This window comes from Fusibacillus kribbianus (genome assembly GCF_030053595.1).
Lineage (GTDB): Bacteria > Bacillota > Clostridia > Lachnospirales > Lachnospiraceae > Lientehia > Lientehia kribbiana.
The window spans coordinates 99,806-114,057 of record NZ_JASGBQ010000004.1 but is presented as its reverse complement, the minus strand read 5'-3'; the positions used below and the strand labels follow the sequence as shown (position 1 = coordinate 114,057).

The window sequence follows — 14,252 nt, the reverse complement described above, 5'->3', positions numbered from 1 at the left end:
GAGTATCAGAGATGGTATCAGCTGGCGATTTTAGAAACGGTATTACTGTGGAAATCGAAGGAAACGTATTTCAGATTATTGAATTTCAGCATGTAAAGCCCGGCAAAGGCGCAGCTTTTGTTAGAACCAAGTTAAAGAATATCAAGAGCGGCGGTGTGGTTGAAAAGACCTTCCGTCCCACTGAGAAGTTTGAAAATGCACATATTGACAGAGTCGATATGCAGTATCTGTACAGCGACGGAGATCTGTATTATTTCATGGATGTCAATACTTACGATCAGATTCCCCTCAGCAAGGAGATGGTCGGTGATGCTCTGAAGTTTGTGAAGGAGAATGAGATGGTTAAGATCTGCTCTCACAAGGGACAGGTATTCTCCATTGAGCCTCCTCTGTTTGTAGAGCTTGAGATCACGGAGACGGAGCCCGGCTTCAAGGGCGATACCGCTACCGGTGCTACCAAGCCGGCTACTGTTGAGACCGGTGCAGTTGTATATGTACCTCTCTTTGTAGATCAGGGTGATAAGATCAAGATCGACACCAGAACCGGTGAGTATTTATCAAGAGCATAAGATTGGAAAGACAGGGCGCTCCGGGATCCGGGGCGCCTTTTAAAAAGAAAACAACAGCTGTCAAGAAAAAACACTTGACAGCTGTTTCTCTTTCCTGTATGATAGACGAGGTGGTGAGAAAGCCGTGGAAAAAATTGTGGAACAGGCACTGTTATATGATTTTTACGGAGAGCTTCTGACGGATCATCAGAAGCAGGTATATGAGGATGTGGTGTTCAACGATCTGTCCCTCAGTGAGGTGGCGGAGGATCGTGGGATTTCCAGACAGGGTGTCCACGATATGATCAAGCGGTGCAACAGGATCCTGCAGGATTACGAAGAAAAGCTGGGCCTTGTGGAGAAGTTTGTAAAGACCCAGGAGAAGGTGCAGGAGATACACAGACTCACCCAGGAGTACCGGAAAACGGAAGACAAGGAACTGGTTTTTAAGATAGAAGAGATTTCGGCACAGATCAGCCGGCTGTAGCAGCAGGCCGCTCTGGTAAGGGCGGAGCACTTTGTTAATGACGGAGGGAAACAGTGGCTTTCGAGAGCTTATCCGATAAATTGCAGAATGTATTTAAAAAACTGCGGGGAAAGGGACGTCTTTCCGAGGCCGATGTGAAGGCAGCCTTAAAGGAGGTCAAGATGGCCCTCCTGGAGGCCGACGTAGGCTTCAAGGTAGTGAAGCAGTTCATCAAATCCGTGGAGGAACGGGCCATCGGACAGGATGTCCTGAACGGTCTGAATCCCGGACAGATGGTGATCAAGATCGTAAATGAAGAAATGGTTTCCCTGATGGGCTCCGAGACTACGGAGATCAAGCTGAATCCGGGAAATGCCATCACAGTCATCATGATGGCAGGTCTCCAGGGTGCTGGCAAGACTACCACAACGGCCAAGCTGGCAGGGAAATTTAAGGCCAAGGGAAAGAGACCGCTTCTGGTGGCCTGCGACGTATATCGTCCGGCGGCTGTCAAGCAGCTGCAGGTCAACGGGGAAAAGCAGGGTGTGCCCGTGTTTTCCATGGGCGAGAAGCACAAGCCTGTCAACATTGCAAAGGCTGCCATTGAACATGCAGAAAAAAATGGCAACAATGTGGTGATTTTAGATACAGCCGGACGTCTTCACATTGATGAAGACATGATGGCAGAGCTTCAGGAAATTAAGGAAAATGTCCATGTTGACCAGACGATTCTGGTGGTGGACGCCATGACAGGACAGGATGCAGTCAATGCAGCCAGCATGTTCAATGACAAGATCGGCATTGACGGCGTCATCGTTACAAAGCTCGATGGCGATACAAGAGGCGGTGCGGCTCTTTCGATCCGGGCAGTGACCGGAAAGCCCATTCTTTATGTGGGTATGGGCGAGAAGCTTTCCGATCTGGAGCAGTTTTATCCGGATCGTATGGCCTCCAGGATCCTGGGCATGGGCGATGTGCTGACTCTCATTGAGAAGGCAGAGGCTCAGTTTGATGAGACACAGGCCAAAAAGCTGGAACAGAAGATGAAGCGGGCCGAGTTCGACTTCAATGATTATCTGGAGCAGATGGACCAGATCCAGAAAATGGGCGGTCTTGGTGATATGCTGAGTATGCTTCCCGGTATGGGAAACAAGATGAAAAACGTAAATATCGATGAGAAGGCTCTGGACAGGACGAAATCCATCATTTATTCCATGACTCCGGCAGAGCGTTCCAATCCGGACATCATCAATCCTTCCAGAAAAAAGAGAATCGCAGCCGGTGCGGGTGTGGACCTTTCAGAGGTTAACCGTCTGGTTAAGCAGCATGAGCAGAGCAGGAAGATGATGAAGCAGATGTCTGGCATGATGGGCAAGGCAGGAAAAAAAGGCAGGTTTAAACTTCCTTTTTAATAAATTACAATCATCCCAAGGAGGTGAATACAAAATGGCAGTAAAGATGAGACTTAAGAGAATGGGTCAGAAGAAGGCTCCTTTTTATAGAGTGATCGTTGCAGATTCCAGATCCCCCAGAGATGGCAGATTCATCGAAGAGGTTGGATATTATGACCCTACCAAGGACCCCAGCGTTATCAAAATCGACGAGGAGCTGGCAAAGAAGTGGTTATCTCAGGGCGCACAGCCTACCGATACCGTTGCAAAGCTTCTGAAAATCGCCGGTATTGAGAAATAATCCGTACTGGAGGTATGGCGATGAAGGAATTAGTTGAAGTGATTGCAAAGGCTCTGGTTGATCATCCCGAAGCTGTCTCCGTTTTGGAGAAGGAAGAGGGAAATGAGACCGTTCTTGAACTTTCCGTGGATCCTTCCGATATGGGAAAGGTCATCGGAAAGCAGGGCAGGATTGCCAAAGCAATCCGCTGTGTTGTCAAGGCGGCGGCTTCCAGAGAGGACAAAAAAGCAGTTCTGGAGATTCAGTAAGCAAAAAGAGGTCCTAGGGGCCTCTTTTTTGGAGGTAATTATGGTAGATAAGCTGCGTGTAGGCGTGATTTCATCCACCCACGGGATCCGCGGGGAAGTCAAGGTATTTCCGACCACCGATGACCCGGCCCGTTTTAAAAGCTTAAAAAAAGTGATTCTGGAAGCTAAGCGGGAGACGCTGGAGCTTACTGTGGAACGGGTCAAATTTTTCAAGCAGTTTGTCATTGTGAAATTCAAGGGGATCGACGATATCAATGACGTGGAAAAGTACAAGGGAGCCGAGCTCTGGGTCACCAGGGAGGATGCCGTTCCGTTGGAGGAGGGCGAGTATTTCATTGCGGACCTCATTGGTCTTACGGTGATGACTGATGAGGGCGAAAAGCTTGGTACTTTGAAGGATGTGCTGCAGACCGGGGCCAACGATGTCTACGAGGTGGCCATGTCCGGCGGCAAAACCGTCCTGCTTCCCGTGATCGATGAATGTGTTCTGGACGTGGATCTGGAAAAGGGCGAAGTGCTGGTCCATGTGATGGACGGCCTTCTGGATCTTTAATTGGTTTTGTGAGAGGATGAAGGAGGAACCCCATGAATTGTCACATCCTGACTTTGTTTCCCCAGATGGTTTTGGACGGCCTTCGTACCAGCATCCTTGGGAGAGCCGAGGAGAAGGGAATCCTTTCCCTGGAGGCTGTCAATATCCGTGATTTTTCAGAAAATAAGCATAACCGGGTGGACGATGCTCCCTATGGCGGCGGCGCCGGTCTTGTCATGCAGCCGGGGCCTGTTTACAGCGCTTATCGGTCTGTGGCGGATAAGCTTTCCAAAAAACCCAGAGTTATTTATCTGACGCCCCAGGGCCGGGTCTTTAATCAGTCCATGGCGGAGGAGCTTTCCAAAGAAGAGGATCTGATCTTTTTATGCGGCCATTATGAGGGCATTGACGAGCGCGTTCTTGAAATGATCGTGACGGACAATATTTCCATTGGAGATTATGTACTCACCGGCGGAGAACTGGCGGCCATGGTGGTCATTGATTCTATTGCAAGACTTGTTCCCGGTGTGCTCCACAATGACGAGTCGGCGGAATTTGAAACCTTCCACGACAGCCTGTTAGAGTATCCTCAGTATACCAGACCTGAGGAGTTTATGGGGAAGAAAGTGCCCCAGGTGCTTCTTTCCGGCCATCACGGCAATGTGGATAAATGGCGGAGGGAACAGTCGGTGATCCGGACAGCCAAAGCAAGGCCTGATCTTCTTGCGAAGGCGGAGATCACCGAGAAAGAAAAAGAACTTTTGAAAACACTTGATTTTCAGAAAGAAATATGATAAGGTATAAAAGTTGTGAAAGATAAGAGATGGTCCGCTGTTGCCACAGGCATTAAGAACGTCCAACAATCATAAGGAGGTCGCAGATGAACGACATTATCAAAGCTATCGAAGCAGGCCAGATGAAAGAGTCTGTAGACGCATTCCGCGTCGGTGATACCGTTAGGGTATACAACAAGATCAAAGAGGGTGCCCGTGAGAGAATCCAGGTATTCGAAGGAACTGTTATCAAGAGACAGAACGGCGGAGCAAAGGAAACCTTTACCGTGAGAAAGAATTCCAACGGAATCGGTGTTGAGAAGACCTGGCCAGTACATTCTCCTTTCGTAGAGAAGATCGAGGTCGTAAGAAGAGGTAAGGTCAGAAGAGCGAAGTTATTCTATCTGAGAGACAGAGTCGGAAAGGCTGCTAAGGTAAAGGAAATCGTTCGTTAATTGAATGTGAAGCATGGGACTTGAGGGGACAAATACTTATGTATCTTGTCCCTTTTCCTTACCTTGGAGGTTTATGGAAGGCGGAGGGTGCTTTAAGTGAAAACATACTATCAGGAAGAAGAGCCCAGACAGGGACGGGGGAAACTGGTGAGGATTGTGGGCTGGGGTGTTGACCTTGTGGCGGTCATTACGCTGGCTGTTTTTGTGGTTATGATGTTTGGCACAAAGCTTACGATGTCAGGCCGGTCCATGGAGCCGGTCCTGGACAACGGAGATGTTGTCTTATTGGATAAATTATGGTATAATTTTTCAGAGCCGAAGCGTATGGACGTGGTGGCATTCGAGAGCCTGGAAGGGGGAAGCAAGACCTATATCAAGAGGATCGTCGGGCTTCCCGGAGAACAGGTGCAGATTAAGGACGGCGTCCTTTATATCAACGGACAGAGAACGGAGCTCCCGGAAACGGTGGGGGAGATCGTTCTGCCCGGGCTGGCGGAGGGAGAGATCTGTCTTTTAGAGGACGAATATTTTGTCCTTGGAGACAATCCGGATACCAGCGAGGACAGCCGTTTTACCAATGTGGGAAATGTTCATATCAGTCAGATAAAGGGAAAGGTCTGGTTTCGGAGCGCTCCCTTTGCCAGACTGGGATTTGTAAAATAGAAAGAGGATCAAGATGCAGGTGCAGTGGTATCCCGGGCATATGACAAAGGCCAGACGGGCCATGAAAGAGGACATAAAGCTGGTTGACCTGGTGATCGAGCTTCTGGACGCCAGGGCTCCCTTATCCAGCAGGAATCCGGATATCGATGAGCTGGGAAGACAGAAGGCACGGCTTATCATATTGAACAAGGCGGATCTGGCAGATGAGGAGGCAAACCGGTCCTGGGAGCTCTTTTTTCGGGAAAAGGGTTACCTTGTGGTCAGGGCAGACTCCAGAAGCCGGGGGGATTTGAGACCGGTACAGGCAGCCATTCTGGAGGCCTGTCGGGAAAAGATCGAGAGGGACAGAAGAAGAGGAATAAAAAACAGACCGGTTCGGGCAATGGTGGTTGGAATTCCCAATGTGGGGAAATCCACCTTTATCAATTCCTATGCGGGACGCGCCTGTGCAAAGACGGGAAACAAGCCGGGAGTGACCAGGGGAAATCAGTGGATCCGCCTCAGTAAGGAGGTGGAGCTTCTGGATACTCCGGGGATCTTATGGCCAAAATTTGAGGATGAGCAGGTGGGGATTCGTCTGGCTCTTTTGGGCTCGGTGAAGGACGATATTCTCAATGTGGAGGAGCTTTCACTGGAACTTCTTTCCATGGCTGCCTCCCGGTATCCGGAGCAGCTTACAAAGAGGTATCAGCTTCCGGAGGAGCTGATGTCCGAAGGGCTTCTCATAAAGGAGCCGGTGAGAGGACTGGAAGAGATCGCAAGACTCAGAAGCTGTCTTCTCAAAGGAAATGAACTGGATTATGCAAAGGCGGCCAGACTGGTCATTGATGATTTTAGGAGCGGAAGGCTGGGGCGCATTACCCTGGAGCTTCCGGAGCAGGTACAGTGATGAGAAAACTGACAAAACAGGAAAAAGTTGAAATGAAAAATTCGATTCCGGAAAAGCTGCTGGCGGAGCTTGAGCCGGAGGGAAATCAGGAGATGGAGGAGAAGGAGAAACCGGAGGAGAAAAATATTCTCCGGGAAATTGTGAGCCTTCTTGTCTATGCGGCCATTGTTTTCGGCTGTACCTTCCTGATCATTACCTTTGTGGGACAGCGGACGAGGGTATCTGGTCCTTCCATGAATAATACCCTTCATGACGGGGATCAGCTGATCCTGGAAAAGATCAGCTATCGGTTTCATGACCCGGAGCGGTTTGATATTGTAGTGTTCCGGTATGGGAAAAAATTCTATATCAAGCGTGTGATCGGTCTGCCGGGCGAGACCGTTCAGATCGTGGGAGATGATATCTATATCAACGGCAGCATTCTGGAGGAAGATTATGGACTGGAGCCCATTCAAAATGCCAAAAGGGCGGCAGAGCCCGTCGTCCTCGGGGAGGATGAGTATTTTGTGATGGGGGACAACAGAAACAACAGCTCAGACAGCCGAGATCCGCAGGTGGGCAACATAAAGAGAAGCGACATTGTTGGCCGGGCGTGGCTCCGATTCTGGCCGCTTAATCAGTTTGGACTGATCAATCACCGGTAAGGAGATATCATGACAGTACAGGAGATAAAATATAAGCTCAGTCAGGCAGGCAATGCGGAATTACCCGCATTGCTTGAATTATATAGAAATGACAGCCGTGCAGGCGTGAAAAAGATACTGGAAGCCTTTGAGAAGAAACAGAAAGCTCTGGAGGCGGAATATGCCCGTCTGGAGGCAATGACCTCTTACGAAAAGGAAAACAGGGCCTTTGGCGTGATCTGCGGGATCGATGAGGCCGGACGGGGACCGCTGGCGGGACCTGTGGCAGCCGCCGCAGTGATTTTGCCGGAGGACTGCCGCATCCTCTATGTCAATGATTCCAAAAAGCTCTCCGAGAAAAAAAGGGAGGAGCTTTACGATGAGATCATGGATCAGGCTGTCAGCGTAGGAGTGGGCATTGTGGGCCCCGGACGCATTGACGAGATCAATATCCTCCAGGCTACCTACGAGGCCATGAGGGAGGCTGTGTCAAAGCTTTCAGCTGTTCCTGATGTCTGCCTCAATGATGCGGTGACCATACCGGGACTTCCAGGCACCATTCGTCAGGTGCCGATTATCAAAGGAGATGCAAAGAGCCTTTCCATCGCAGCAGCCAGCATTGTGGCCAAGGTGACCAGGGACAGAATGATGAGAGAATATGACAGGCTTTATCCGGAGTACGGCTTTGCCGGCCACAAGGGCTACGGTTCGGCCGACCATATCGCAGCGATCCGGAAGCATGGGATATCACCCATCCACAGAAGGACTTTTCTGAAGAATCTTCTTTGAGAAAAATGGACAAATCTTTTGGCAGATAAGGAGTACACGAAACAGGTGGCGGAAAAAAGAAATAATCGGGAAGCCGGAAGAAAATATGAGGAACTGGCTGCCGGATACCTCAGAAACAAAGGATATGTCATACGGGAGCAGAATTTCCGGGCACCCAGCAGTGAGATCGATCTGATCGCTGAGCGGGACGGAATGCTTGTGATGTGCGAGGTGAAGTACCGGAGCACAGAGCGGTACGGGGATCCGGCTGAGGCGGTGGATATCCAGAAGCAAAAAAAGATATGCCGCGCCGCCCTGTATTATTACATGAAGAACCGATACGGAGCAGACCGGCCCTGCCGCTTTGACGTGATTGCTGTCTATGGAGACGGCACTCTGAGACATGTGGAGAACGCCTTTGACTTTATCAGATAAACGGGAGAAATCATGGATATTTTATGGAAACGGAGAGGAAAGACAAGAGACGGGCTTGTCTGCCGGGAGAAAAACGGAGTTCCTTTTTTGAGCTTTGGACTGCTGGAAGCATGCGATTTTGTGAAGCAGGGCTTTTCCACCCGTATGGGAGGAGTCAGTGAAGGTGACTGTGCTTCCATGAATCTGGGCTTTTCCAGAGGAGATGAGAGGGAACGGGTCATGGAAAATTACCGGCGGATGGCGGCGGCTCTTGACATGCCCATGGAACGAATGGTCCTGTCGAAGCAGACCCATACCACCAATGTGAGAGTGGTGACGGAGGCTGACGCGGGAAACGGAATTGTGCGTCCTCTGCCGTATACGGATGTGGACGGTCTTGTGACAAACGTGGAAAATCTTCCTCTGGTGACCTTTTATGCTGACTGTGTGCCGCTGTATTTTGTGGATCCGGTCAACAGGGCCATCGGACTTTCCCATTCCGGATGGAGAGGGACAGTGAACCGGATGGGGCTACATACCCTGAACCGGATGGCAGAAGAGTATGGAACGAAGCCGGATCAGGTTCTTGCCTGTGTGGGACCAAGCATCTGCCGGGACTGCTATGAGGTGAGCCTTGACGTGGCGCTGGAGTTTCGTCAGGCCTTTGGAGAAAAGGCAGAGCTGCTTCTTGATGAAAAACCCAATGGGAAATTTCAATTGGATCTGTGGCAAGCCAACCGCCAGATCCTTCTGGAGGCGGGAGTGAGGGAGGAGCATCTGGCGGTAACGGATCTTTGCACCTGCTGCAATCCGACCCTGCTGTTTTCCCACAGGGCATCCGGAGGTAAAAGAGGAAATCTGGCGGCTTTTCTCTGTTTGTGTTCCGGTTGAGTCGGAGCCTGCTGCCTGATAAAGTGAAGAATCGAAAATAAAGCAGAAAAAAGACGAAAGAAAAATAAGTATTTCATGGCGCTTCCTCAAAGAAGGGCGCCATGAAATTTTTTTTTTTAAATGATACTAAAAAGGTATAATTACTCTTGTGTTTTAGGTATGGTAGTGATAAAATAATTATGATTTTTTTAGAAAGATTTAAGAATTAACCAAATATCGACAAGGAGGAGCCCATGAAATTTTATGCGCTTACTACGGAATTGACGGATAAGGCTGCGCTTGAAGCTGATTATGCGGCCGCACGGGAAATTGGTGTTTTGAAAGTAGGGGAAAGCTGTCTGTTTATCAGACGCAAGCTGAAAAATTATTATATTCCCTACGGGGATATCCGACGGTGTTTCCGCAGGGTTCTCCTTGTTCCTGCCAAGCTTTGCTGCGGCAAGGGAGATCTGCCTGTTGAGAATCTGGTGATCTGCGGCGACGCCGGTGAGATCGCTCAGGTACAGCTTCCCGGTACAAAGGCAGCCAAGGTGCTGATCGATGTGCTGAAGGAGAAGCTTCCGGAGGTTGATTTCAGTCTGCCGGCAAAATCGGAAGAGAAACAGGAGGACTGAGATGACCAAATCGGAAGCCCTGGAAAAGGTTCTTCTTTCTTTTAAGCGATACTACAACATTAAACAGGAGGATGTCACAGAACCCTTCGCGGCGGAAGCCGAATTCCGAACCCATGATGAGCATTATTTTCTGGTGAAGAGTGCCAAGCTTTTTGAGTCGGAATCAAAGGAATATGCCTTTTTTGCAGTTGAGGACAGTCTTGACAGGAAACGCTTTGAGGAGCTGGATGAAAGGGCATGGACAGAGGGATTGTCCCGGGTACAGCCGGGAGAGGGACATAAAAGCACGGATGTGCTCCTGATCATTCTCGCAGATAAGATCGAGGAAAGCCTGTTTCCGGTTATCAAAAAGCAGCGGCATTATAAAAGCTATCGCCTCAGCCTTTACGGCTGGAGCCAGTATCGTCTGATTGCCATAGAGCTTTCAACAGGAAGGATCGCCCACAACCGCCAGGGACAGAACCTGAAGAAGCTTTTCAGCAATATATTCAAGCAGTAATATTCTTAGAAAAAGGAGAAAAAGACAATGACAGCATTACTTATCATTCTCGTTGCAATCGTACTGCTGGTTATCGGTTACATTTTCTATGGTAACTGGCTGTGCAAACAGTGGGGCATTGACCCTAAGAGAAAAACTCCCGCAATTGAGATGGAAGATGGCGTTGACTACGTTGCAGCTCCCGCAGCTGTACTGATGGGCCACCATTTTTCCTCCATCGCAGGTGCCGGTCCCATTAACGGACCGATCCAGGCATCTATCTTCGGATGGGTTCCCGTATTCCTCTGGTGTGTAATCGGTGGTATCTTCTTCGGCGGTCTGCAGGACTTCGGTTCTCTGTTTGCTTCCATTCGCCATGAGGGCAAATCTGTAGGTGAGATCATTAAGGATTCCATGGGCCGCAGAGCACAGAAGCTGTTTATCATCTTCGCCCTGCTGGTTTTGATCCTGGTTATCGCATCTTTTGTAAACGTAGTGGCAGGTACCTTCTTTACCGCTGCTGACGCAGATGTGACCTTCGGTATCACCAGCAATCCTACCGGAAACCAGACAACAGCCATGATTTCTGTACTGTTCATCCTGTTGGCTATCATTTACGGTATTCTGACCCATCGCTTTGGTGTTAAGACTGTGCCTGCTACCATCATCGGTGTCATCGGCATTGTTGTTATCGTTGCACTTGGTCTGAACTTTGGCTTTGCCATGAGCCGTACCGCATGGATCGTATTTATCGGTGTATATCTGTGTATCGCTTCCCTGATCCCGGTATGGATCCTGCTTCAGCCCCGTGACTATCTGTCCAGTTTCCTGCTTTACGCAATGATGATCCTGGCAGTTATTGGTATCATTGTTTCCGCATTTACCGGAAGCGTTACCTTCAGCATTCCCGCATTTACCGGTTGGTCTCCCAAGGCCGGAAGCTATCTGTTCCCGACCCTGTTCATCACCGTAGCCTGCGGTGCCTGCTCCGGTTTCCACAGCCTGATCGCAACCGGTACCTCTTCCAAGCAGCTTTCCAGCGAGAAGGATGCAAAGGTTATCGGTTACGGCTCCATGCTGATCGAGTCTGCGCTTGGTATCGTTGCCCTGATCGCAGTAGGTATGGTATTTAATAAGTTCACCGAGGGTGGTTTTGGTTCTCCCTCTGCAGCATTTGCAGCAGGTATTGCCAGCATGTTCAGCGGTGAGGGAACCGGCGTGTACGGAACCATCTACGCACTGCTTACTCTGGCTGTTTCCGTATTCGCACTGACCTCTCTGGATACTGGTACCCGTCTGAGCCGTTTCATGTTCTCTGAGCTGGTTCTTAAGAAGGATGAGGCAACCTGGAAGGATGCAAGCGGAATCCGCAAGGTGCTTGCACATCCTCTGTTCGGTACCGTTTCCATGGTACTGATCGGAAGTATCCTTGGTGCTTTGAGTCTGTCTCAGATCTGGGGTCTGTTCGGTGCTGCAAACCAGCTGCTTGCAGGTATCGCTCTGATGGCTGTAGCTGCATGGCTCGGCAATGCAGGCAAGAACAACAAGATGTTCTACATACCTATGGTATTCATGCTGGCTGCTACCCTGACCAGCCTGGTACTGACCGTTATCAACAAGATCAAGCTGATCGGCGGTATGGTAGAAGGCGCTGCTGCAGCATGGGGCGACTGGTTCCAGCTTCTCTTCGCTGCCGCTATGGCAATCCTGGCTATCTTCCTGGTAGTTGAGGGTATTGGTACCTTCAAGAAGCAGGGTGAGAAGGCTTAATTGCTGAAAAAGTACATAAAATGTACATCACGTTTTCGTCATAATGGATTTTTGAAGAATATCCTGTGATATGATAAAGAGGGTGTCCCAAGGTCATGTGAAATGACCGGGGGCACCCTCTTTTGTTGTGATCATTTTTTGTTTTGGCGGGCTGTTTTCATGGCCTCATGTTCTTTTGTGAGCTCATCATGGAGCGCCAGAGAATTCCAGAACATGTTATGAGGCGTAAGCATTGCTTTTAAGGGAATCAGCGGAACGGCGGATTTTCTCATCTGGGCAAGAAGCAGATCCAGAAGCTCTCCGCTGAAGCCGCACATGATCATCATGGGATCAGAAAAGCCTTCCTCCTTATATTCTTGTCCGGAGGCCTCCATCCCTTCGATGCCGGCCAGATGTCCGATGGTCTCCAGATAACTTTCCCGTTCTACGATACGGATGCGGATCCGCAGCTTCAGAAGCACGGGTTTTAATTTTCTTCCGGCGTCAGTGCCGGAAAGATTATAGAGAAGTACGGTTGGTGTCATTGATGTGGGTTCCTTTCTTTACAGATTCTAATTGTATTTTAGCTTTAGAAGGAAGTGAAGTCAACGCTAGCAGCATAATGATTACATTTTCGATAGCAGAGATAACCGGGGCATGGGGATGCAGGATCTTAAAAAACATAAAAAAACGGCAGAAATGCCGGCTTTTTCATTTTTAGTGTCGGTTTATTTTGAGCCGGGAGTTACAGAAGGAATTAGTCTGACAGCCCGGATTCATTGACAAGAAAGTTTTCCGATGTTATGATAATCTTGTGATTTCATAATATGAAAGCTGATTCCACATTATGAAACTAAAAAGAAAAACTCACTTTTCTCCAGTGACATGAGCCGGTTTCAGCGGAGAGACTGGTAGCCCAGCTCCTGGGAGAGGGCGGAAGTAGTTTCTTTCAGCAGCTGGATATTTCGGGTAAGAGTGATATCAGTGATTCTGGAGATGTGGGCGGTGATGCTGACGGCGTAGTTTGTCCCTCCGGTGAAGTCTGGGATGGCGGCGCCGATGGAATAGAGACCCATTTCGCTTTCCTGGCGATCGTGGGCATACCCGTTCTCACGCACTGTCTGTAGCTCCGCAAGAAAGGCGTCAAGGGATGTGATGGTGTAAGGTGTCCTTGCTTCTGCATGGAGAGAAGGCCAAAGTTCCCGGATCTGCTCATCGGACAGGACTGCAAGAAGTGCTTTTCCTGAGGCGCAGCAGTAGAGTTCGTTGAAAATGCCGATGCGGGAATACATCTGGTAAACGTATTCATGGGATTCAACTTTGTCCAGATAGAGAAGCCTGTGACCGGATTTTTTGACGAAGTGGACAGTCTCATGACATTGGGCACTGAGGGATTCAAGATAGGGATGAACCCGGTTGATGAGTCGGTTTTTAGAATAGCAGGCACTGGAAAGAGCCAGGATTTTATAGGTCAGGCGGTAGTGGCTGGTCTGGGGATCCTGCTCTGCGTATCCCATGCAGAGGAGAGACTTTAACAGTCTGTGGACAGTGCTTTTATGGAGCCTGAGAGTTTCTGATAATTCTGTAAGAGACATGGAATCTTCCTGGGCCAGGGCTTCCAGCACGCCAAAAAGACGTTCGGCGGATTGAATCGGGTTTTCAGACATGGCGCATCACCTTTCTGTTTCAGATTAAAGAAATTATAGCTGATTTCCTTCTGGAATGCAAGAAAATGGTAAAGTCCCGGGAAGTGTGTTTGAGTGCAGTGACAGAAAAAAACAAGGAGGAACATGAAATGGGAGTCAATGGAGCAGAACAATGGGAGGTAAGAGAGAGGATCAAAGACCTCAGGGTTGTACCGGTGGTCAAGCTGGACAGGGCTGAGGATGCCCTGCCTCTGGCGAAATCCTTGTGTGCAGGAGGTCTCCCGGTGGCGGAGGTGACTTTCAGGACAGAGGCAGCAGAAGAATCTATCCGAAGGATATCTGCTTCCTGCCCGGAGCTTCTGGTGGGAGCAGGAACGGTGATAAATACAGAACAGGCCAGGCGTGCTGTAGCTGCGGGAGCCAGGTTTTTGGTGTCTCCGGGTATCAGTGAGGAAATAATCCGGTATGCGGTTAAGGAGGGAATCCCTATTTTCCCCGGCACCTGTACGCCTACAGAGATCATGACGGCTGTATCATACGGCCTTGACGTGGTCAAATTTTTTCCGGCGGCTCAGTACGGAGGCCTGAAAACTATCCAGGCTTTGTCAGGACCTTTTCCTCAGGTGCGTTTTATGCCCACAGGAGGTATCAGTGCCGCCAATTTGCGTGAGTACCTGGACTATCCAAAAATCTTTGCCTGCGGCGGAAGCTGGATGGTGAAAGATGCCCTGATAAAAGAAGGAAAATTTGATCAGATCGAAATGCTGACAAGGGAAGCTGCGGCTATCGCAAAGGGGGAATGA

General features: G+C 49.5%; 20 protein-coding genes. 18 read left to right on the top strand and 2 right to left on the bottom strand.

Annotated elements, in window-relative coordinates:
* Positions 1–11: 11 nt before the first annotated feature.
* From efp to QJ036_RS04465, 17 genes are all read left to right on the top strand, one after another.
* On the top strand, positions 12–569 hold the full coding sequence (gene efp / locus QJ036_RS04545; RefSeq protein ID WP_283230261.1) for an elongation factor P: 558 nt from the start codon (positions 12–14) through the stop codon (positions 567–569).
* Between the two features lie 124 nt (positions 570–693).
* A complete protein-coding gene (gene ylxM, locus QJ036_RS04540; RefSeq protein WP_283230260.1) occupies positions 694–1,035 on the top strand; it encodes a YlxM family DNA-binding protein in 342 nt (113 codons plus the stop codon).
* 53 nt (positions 1,036–1,088) lie between these two features.
* Positions 1,089–2,426 carry a signal recognition particle protein gene (gene ffh / locus QJ036_RS04535; protein WP_283230259.1) on the top strand — a complete coding sequence of 446 codons (1,338 nt, stop codon included), beginning with the start codon at positions 1,089–1,091 and terminating at the stop codon, positions 2,424–2,426.
* A 34-nt stretch (positions 2,427–2,460) separates the two neighbouring features.
* Positions 2,461–2,706, top strand: a complete 246-nt coding sequence (rpsP, locus tag QJ036_RS04530; RefSeq protein ID WP_283230258.1) for a 30S ribosomal protein S16 — start codon at positions 2,461–2,463, stop codon at positions 2,704–2,706.
* Between the two features lie 20 nt (positions 2,707–2,726).
* Positions 2,727–2,954 carry a KH domain-containing protein gene (locus QJ036_RS04525; protein ID WP_283230257.1) on the top strand — a complete coding sequence of 76 codons (228 nt, stop codon included), beginning with the start codon at positions 2,727–2,729 and terminating at the stop codon, positions 2,952–2,954.
* 40 nt (positions 2,955–2,994) lie between these two features.
* Positions 2,995–3,507 carry a ribosome maturation factor RimM gene (gene rimM, locus QJ036_RS04520; RefSeq protein WP_283230256.1) on the top strand — a complete coding sequence of 171 codons (513 nt, stop codon included), beginning with the start codon at positions 2,995–2,997 and terminating at the stop codon, positions 3,505–3,507.
* 32 nt (positions 3,508–3,539) lie between these two features.
* Positions 3,540–4,280, top strand: coding sequence for a tRNA (guanosine(37)-N1)-methyltransferase TrmD (gene trmD, locus QJ036_RS04515; protein WP_283230255.1), 741 nt, complete (start codon positions 3,540–3,542; stop codon positions 4,278–4,280).
* A gap of 86 nt (positions 4,281–4,366) precedes the next feature.
* Complete coding sequence (gene rplS, locus QJ036_RS04510) at positions 4,367–4,714, top strand: 50S ribosomal protein L19 (RefSeq protein ID WP_283230254.1); 348 nt, start codon at positions 4,367–4,369, stop codon at positions 4,712–4,714.
* Positions 4,715–4,810: 96 nt separating this feature from the next.
* The gene (gene lepB / locus QJ036_RS04505; protein WP_283230253.1) at positions 4,811–5,377 is read left to right on the top strand and encodes a signal peptidase I; all 567 of its coding nucleotides are present in this window, start codon (positions 4,811–4,813) and stop codon (positions 5,375–5,377) included.
* Between the two features lie 13 nt (positions 5,378–5,390).
* Complete coding sequence (gene ylqF, locus QJ036_RS04500; protein WP_283230252.1) at positions 5,391–6,266, top strand: ribosome biogenesis GTPase YlqF; 876 nt, start codon at positions 5,391–5,393, stop codon at positions 6,264–6,266.
* 92 nt (positions 6,267–6,358) lie between these two features.
* Positions 6,359–6,910: a signal peptidase I gene (lepB, locus tag QJ036_RS04495; RefSeq protein WP_283230307.1), complete on the top strand. Its 552-nt coding sequence runs from the start codon at positions 6,359–6,361 to the stop codon at positions 6,908–6,910.
* 9 nt (positions 6,911–6,919) lie between these two features.
* Complete coding sequence (locus QJ036_RS04490; RefSeq protein WP_283230251.1) at positions 6,920–7,678, top strand: ribonuclease HII; 759 nt, start codon at positions 6,920–6,922, stop codon at positions 7,676–7,678.
* Between the two features lie 18 nt (positions 7,679–7,696).
* A complete protein-coding gene (locus QJ036_RS04485) occupies positions 7,697–8,092 on the top strand; it encodes a YraN family protein (protein ID WP_283230250.1) in 396 nt (131 codons plus the stop codon).
* Positions 8,093–8,104: 12 nt separating this feature from the next.
* Entirely contained in the window at positions 8,105–8,962 is an 858-nt protein-coding gene (gene pgeF, locus QJ036_RS04480) for a peptidoglycan editing factor PgeF (RefSeq protein WP_283230249.1), read from the top strand.
* Between the two features lie 233 nt (positions 8,963–9,195).
* Positions 9,196–9,576 carry a hypothetical protein gene (locus tag QJ036_RS04475; RefSeq protein ID WP_283230248.1) on the top strand — a complete coding sequence of 127 codons (381 nt, stop codon included), beginning with the start codon at positions 9,196–9,198 and terminating at the stop codon, positions 9,574–9,576.
* A 1-nt stretch (position 9,577) separates the two neighbouring features.
* Positions 9,578–10,075: a DUF8052 family protein gene (locus QJ036_RS04470; RefSeq protein ID WP_283230247.1), complete on the top strand. Its 498-nt coding sequence runs from the start codon at positions 9,578–9,580 to the stop codon at positions 10,073–10,075.
* A 27-nt stretch (positions 10,076–10,102) separates the two neighbouring features.
* Entirely contained in the window at positions 10,103–11,824 is a 1,722-nt protein-coding gene (locus QJ036_RS04465; RefSeq protein ID WP_283230246.1) for a carbon starvation CstA family protein, read from the top strand.
* A gap of 131 nt (positions 11,825–11,955) precedes the next feature.
* Here QJ036_RS04465 and QJ036_RS04460 read toward each other — a convergent pair whose 3' ends face one another.
* Both QJ036_RS04460 and QJ036_RS04455 read right to left on the bottom strand, forming a co-directional pair.
* Positions 11,956–12,348, bottom strand: a complete 393-nt coding sequence (locus QJ036_RS04460) for a DUF3783 domain-containing protein (RefSeq protein ID WP_283230245.1) — start codon at positions 12,346–12,348, stop codon at positions 11,956–11,958.
* Between the two features lie 351 nt (positions 12,349–12,699).
* Complete coding sequence (locus tag QJ036_RS04455; RefSeq protein ID WP_283230244.1) at positions 12,700–13,470, bottom strand: IclR family transcriptional regulator; 771 nt, start codon at positions 13,468–13,470, stop codon at positions 12,700–12,702.
* A 128-nt stretch (positions 13,471–13,598) separates the two neighbouring features.
* Between QJ036_RS04455 and eda the strand changes: the two genes are divergently transcribed.
* Positions 13,599–14,252 carry a bifunctional 4-hydroxy-2-oxoglutarate aldolase/2-dehydro-3-deoxy-phosphogluconate aldolase gene (gene eda, locus QJ036_RS04450; RefSeq protein ID WP_283230243.1) on the top strand — a complete coding sequence of 218 codons (654 nt, stop codon included), beginning with the start codon at positions 13,599–13,601 and terminating at the stop codon, positions 14,250–14,252.

Excerpts from the sequence above, each read along its gene's own strand:
- rplS (WP_283230254.1), top strand. The coding sequence starts at position 4,367 with ATGAACGACATTATCAAAGCTATCGAAGCAGGCCAGATGAAAGAGTCT.
- pgeF (WP_283230249.1), top strand. The coding sequence starts at position 8,105 with ATGGATATTTTATGGAAACGGAGAGGAAAGACAAGAGACGGGCTTGTC.
- rpsP (WP_283230258.1), top strand. The coding sequence starts at position 2,461 with ATGGCAGTAAAGATGAGACTTAAGAGAATGGGTCAGAAGAAGGCTCCT.
- efp (WP_283230261.1), top strand. The coding sequence starts at position 12 with ATGGTATCAGCTGGCGATTTTAGAAACGGTATTACTGTGGAAATCGAA.
- QJ036_RS04460 (WP_283230245.1), bottom strand. The coding sequence starts at position 12,348 with ATGACACCAACCGTACTTCTCTATAATCTTTCCGGCACTGACGCCGGA.
- QJ036_RS04455 (WP_283230244.1), bottom strand. The coding sequence starts at position 13,470 with ATGTCTGAAAACCCGATTCAATCCGCCGAACGTCTTTTTGGCGTGCTG.
- QJ036_RS04470 (WP_283230247.1), top strand. The coding sequence starts at position 9,578 with ATGACCAAATCGGAAGCCCTGGAAAAGGTTCTTCTTTCTTTTAAGCGA.
- lepB (WP_283230307.1), top strand. The coding sequence starts at position 6,359 with ATGGAGGAGAAGGAGAAACCGGAGGAGAAAAATATTCTCCGGGAAATT.
- trmD (WP_283230255.1), top strand. The coding sequence starts at position 3,540 with ATGAATTGTCACATCCTGACTTTGTTTCCCCAGATGGTTTTGGACGGC.
- QJ036_RS04465 (WP_283230246.1), top strand. The coding sequence starts at position 10,103 with ATGACAGCATTACTTATCATTCTCGTTGCAATCGTACTGCTGGTTATC.
- QJ036_RS04475 (WP_283230248.1), top strand. The coding sequence starts at position 9,196 with ATGAAATTTTATGCGCTTACTACGGAATTGACGGATAAGGCTGCGCTT.
- eda (WP_283230243.1), top strand. The coding sequence starts at position 13,599 with ATGGGAGTCAATGGAGCAGAACAATGGGAGGTAAGAGAGAGGATCAAA.
- QJ036_RS04490 (WP_283230251.1), top strand. The coding sequence starts at position 6,920 with ATGACAGTACAGGAGATAAAATATAAGCTCAGTCAGGCAGGCAATGCG.
- ylqF (WP_283230252.1), top strand. The coding sequence starts at position 5,391 with ATGCAGGTGCAGTGGTATCCCGGGCATATGACAAAGGCCAGACGGGCC.
- rimM (WP_283230256.1), top strand. The coding sequence starts at position 2,995 with ATGGTAGATAAGCTGCGTGTAGGCGTGATTTCATCCACCCACGGGATC.
- QJ036_RS04525 (WP_283230257.1), top strand. The coding sequence starts at position 2,727 with ATGAAGGAATTAGTTGAAGTGATTGCAAAGGCTCTGGTTGATCATCCC.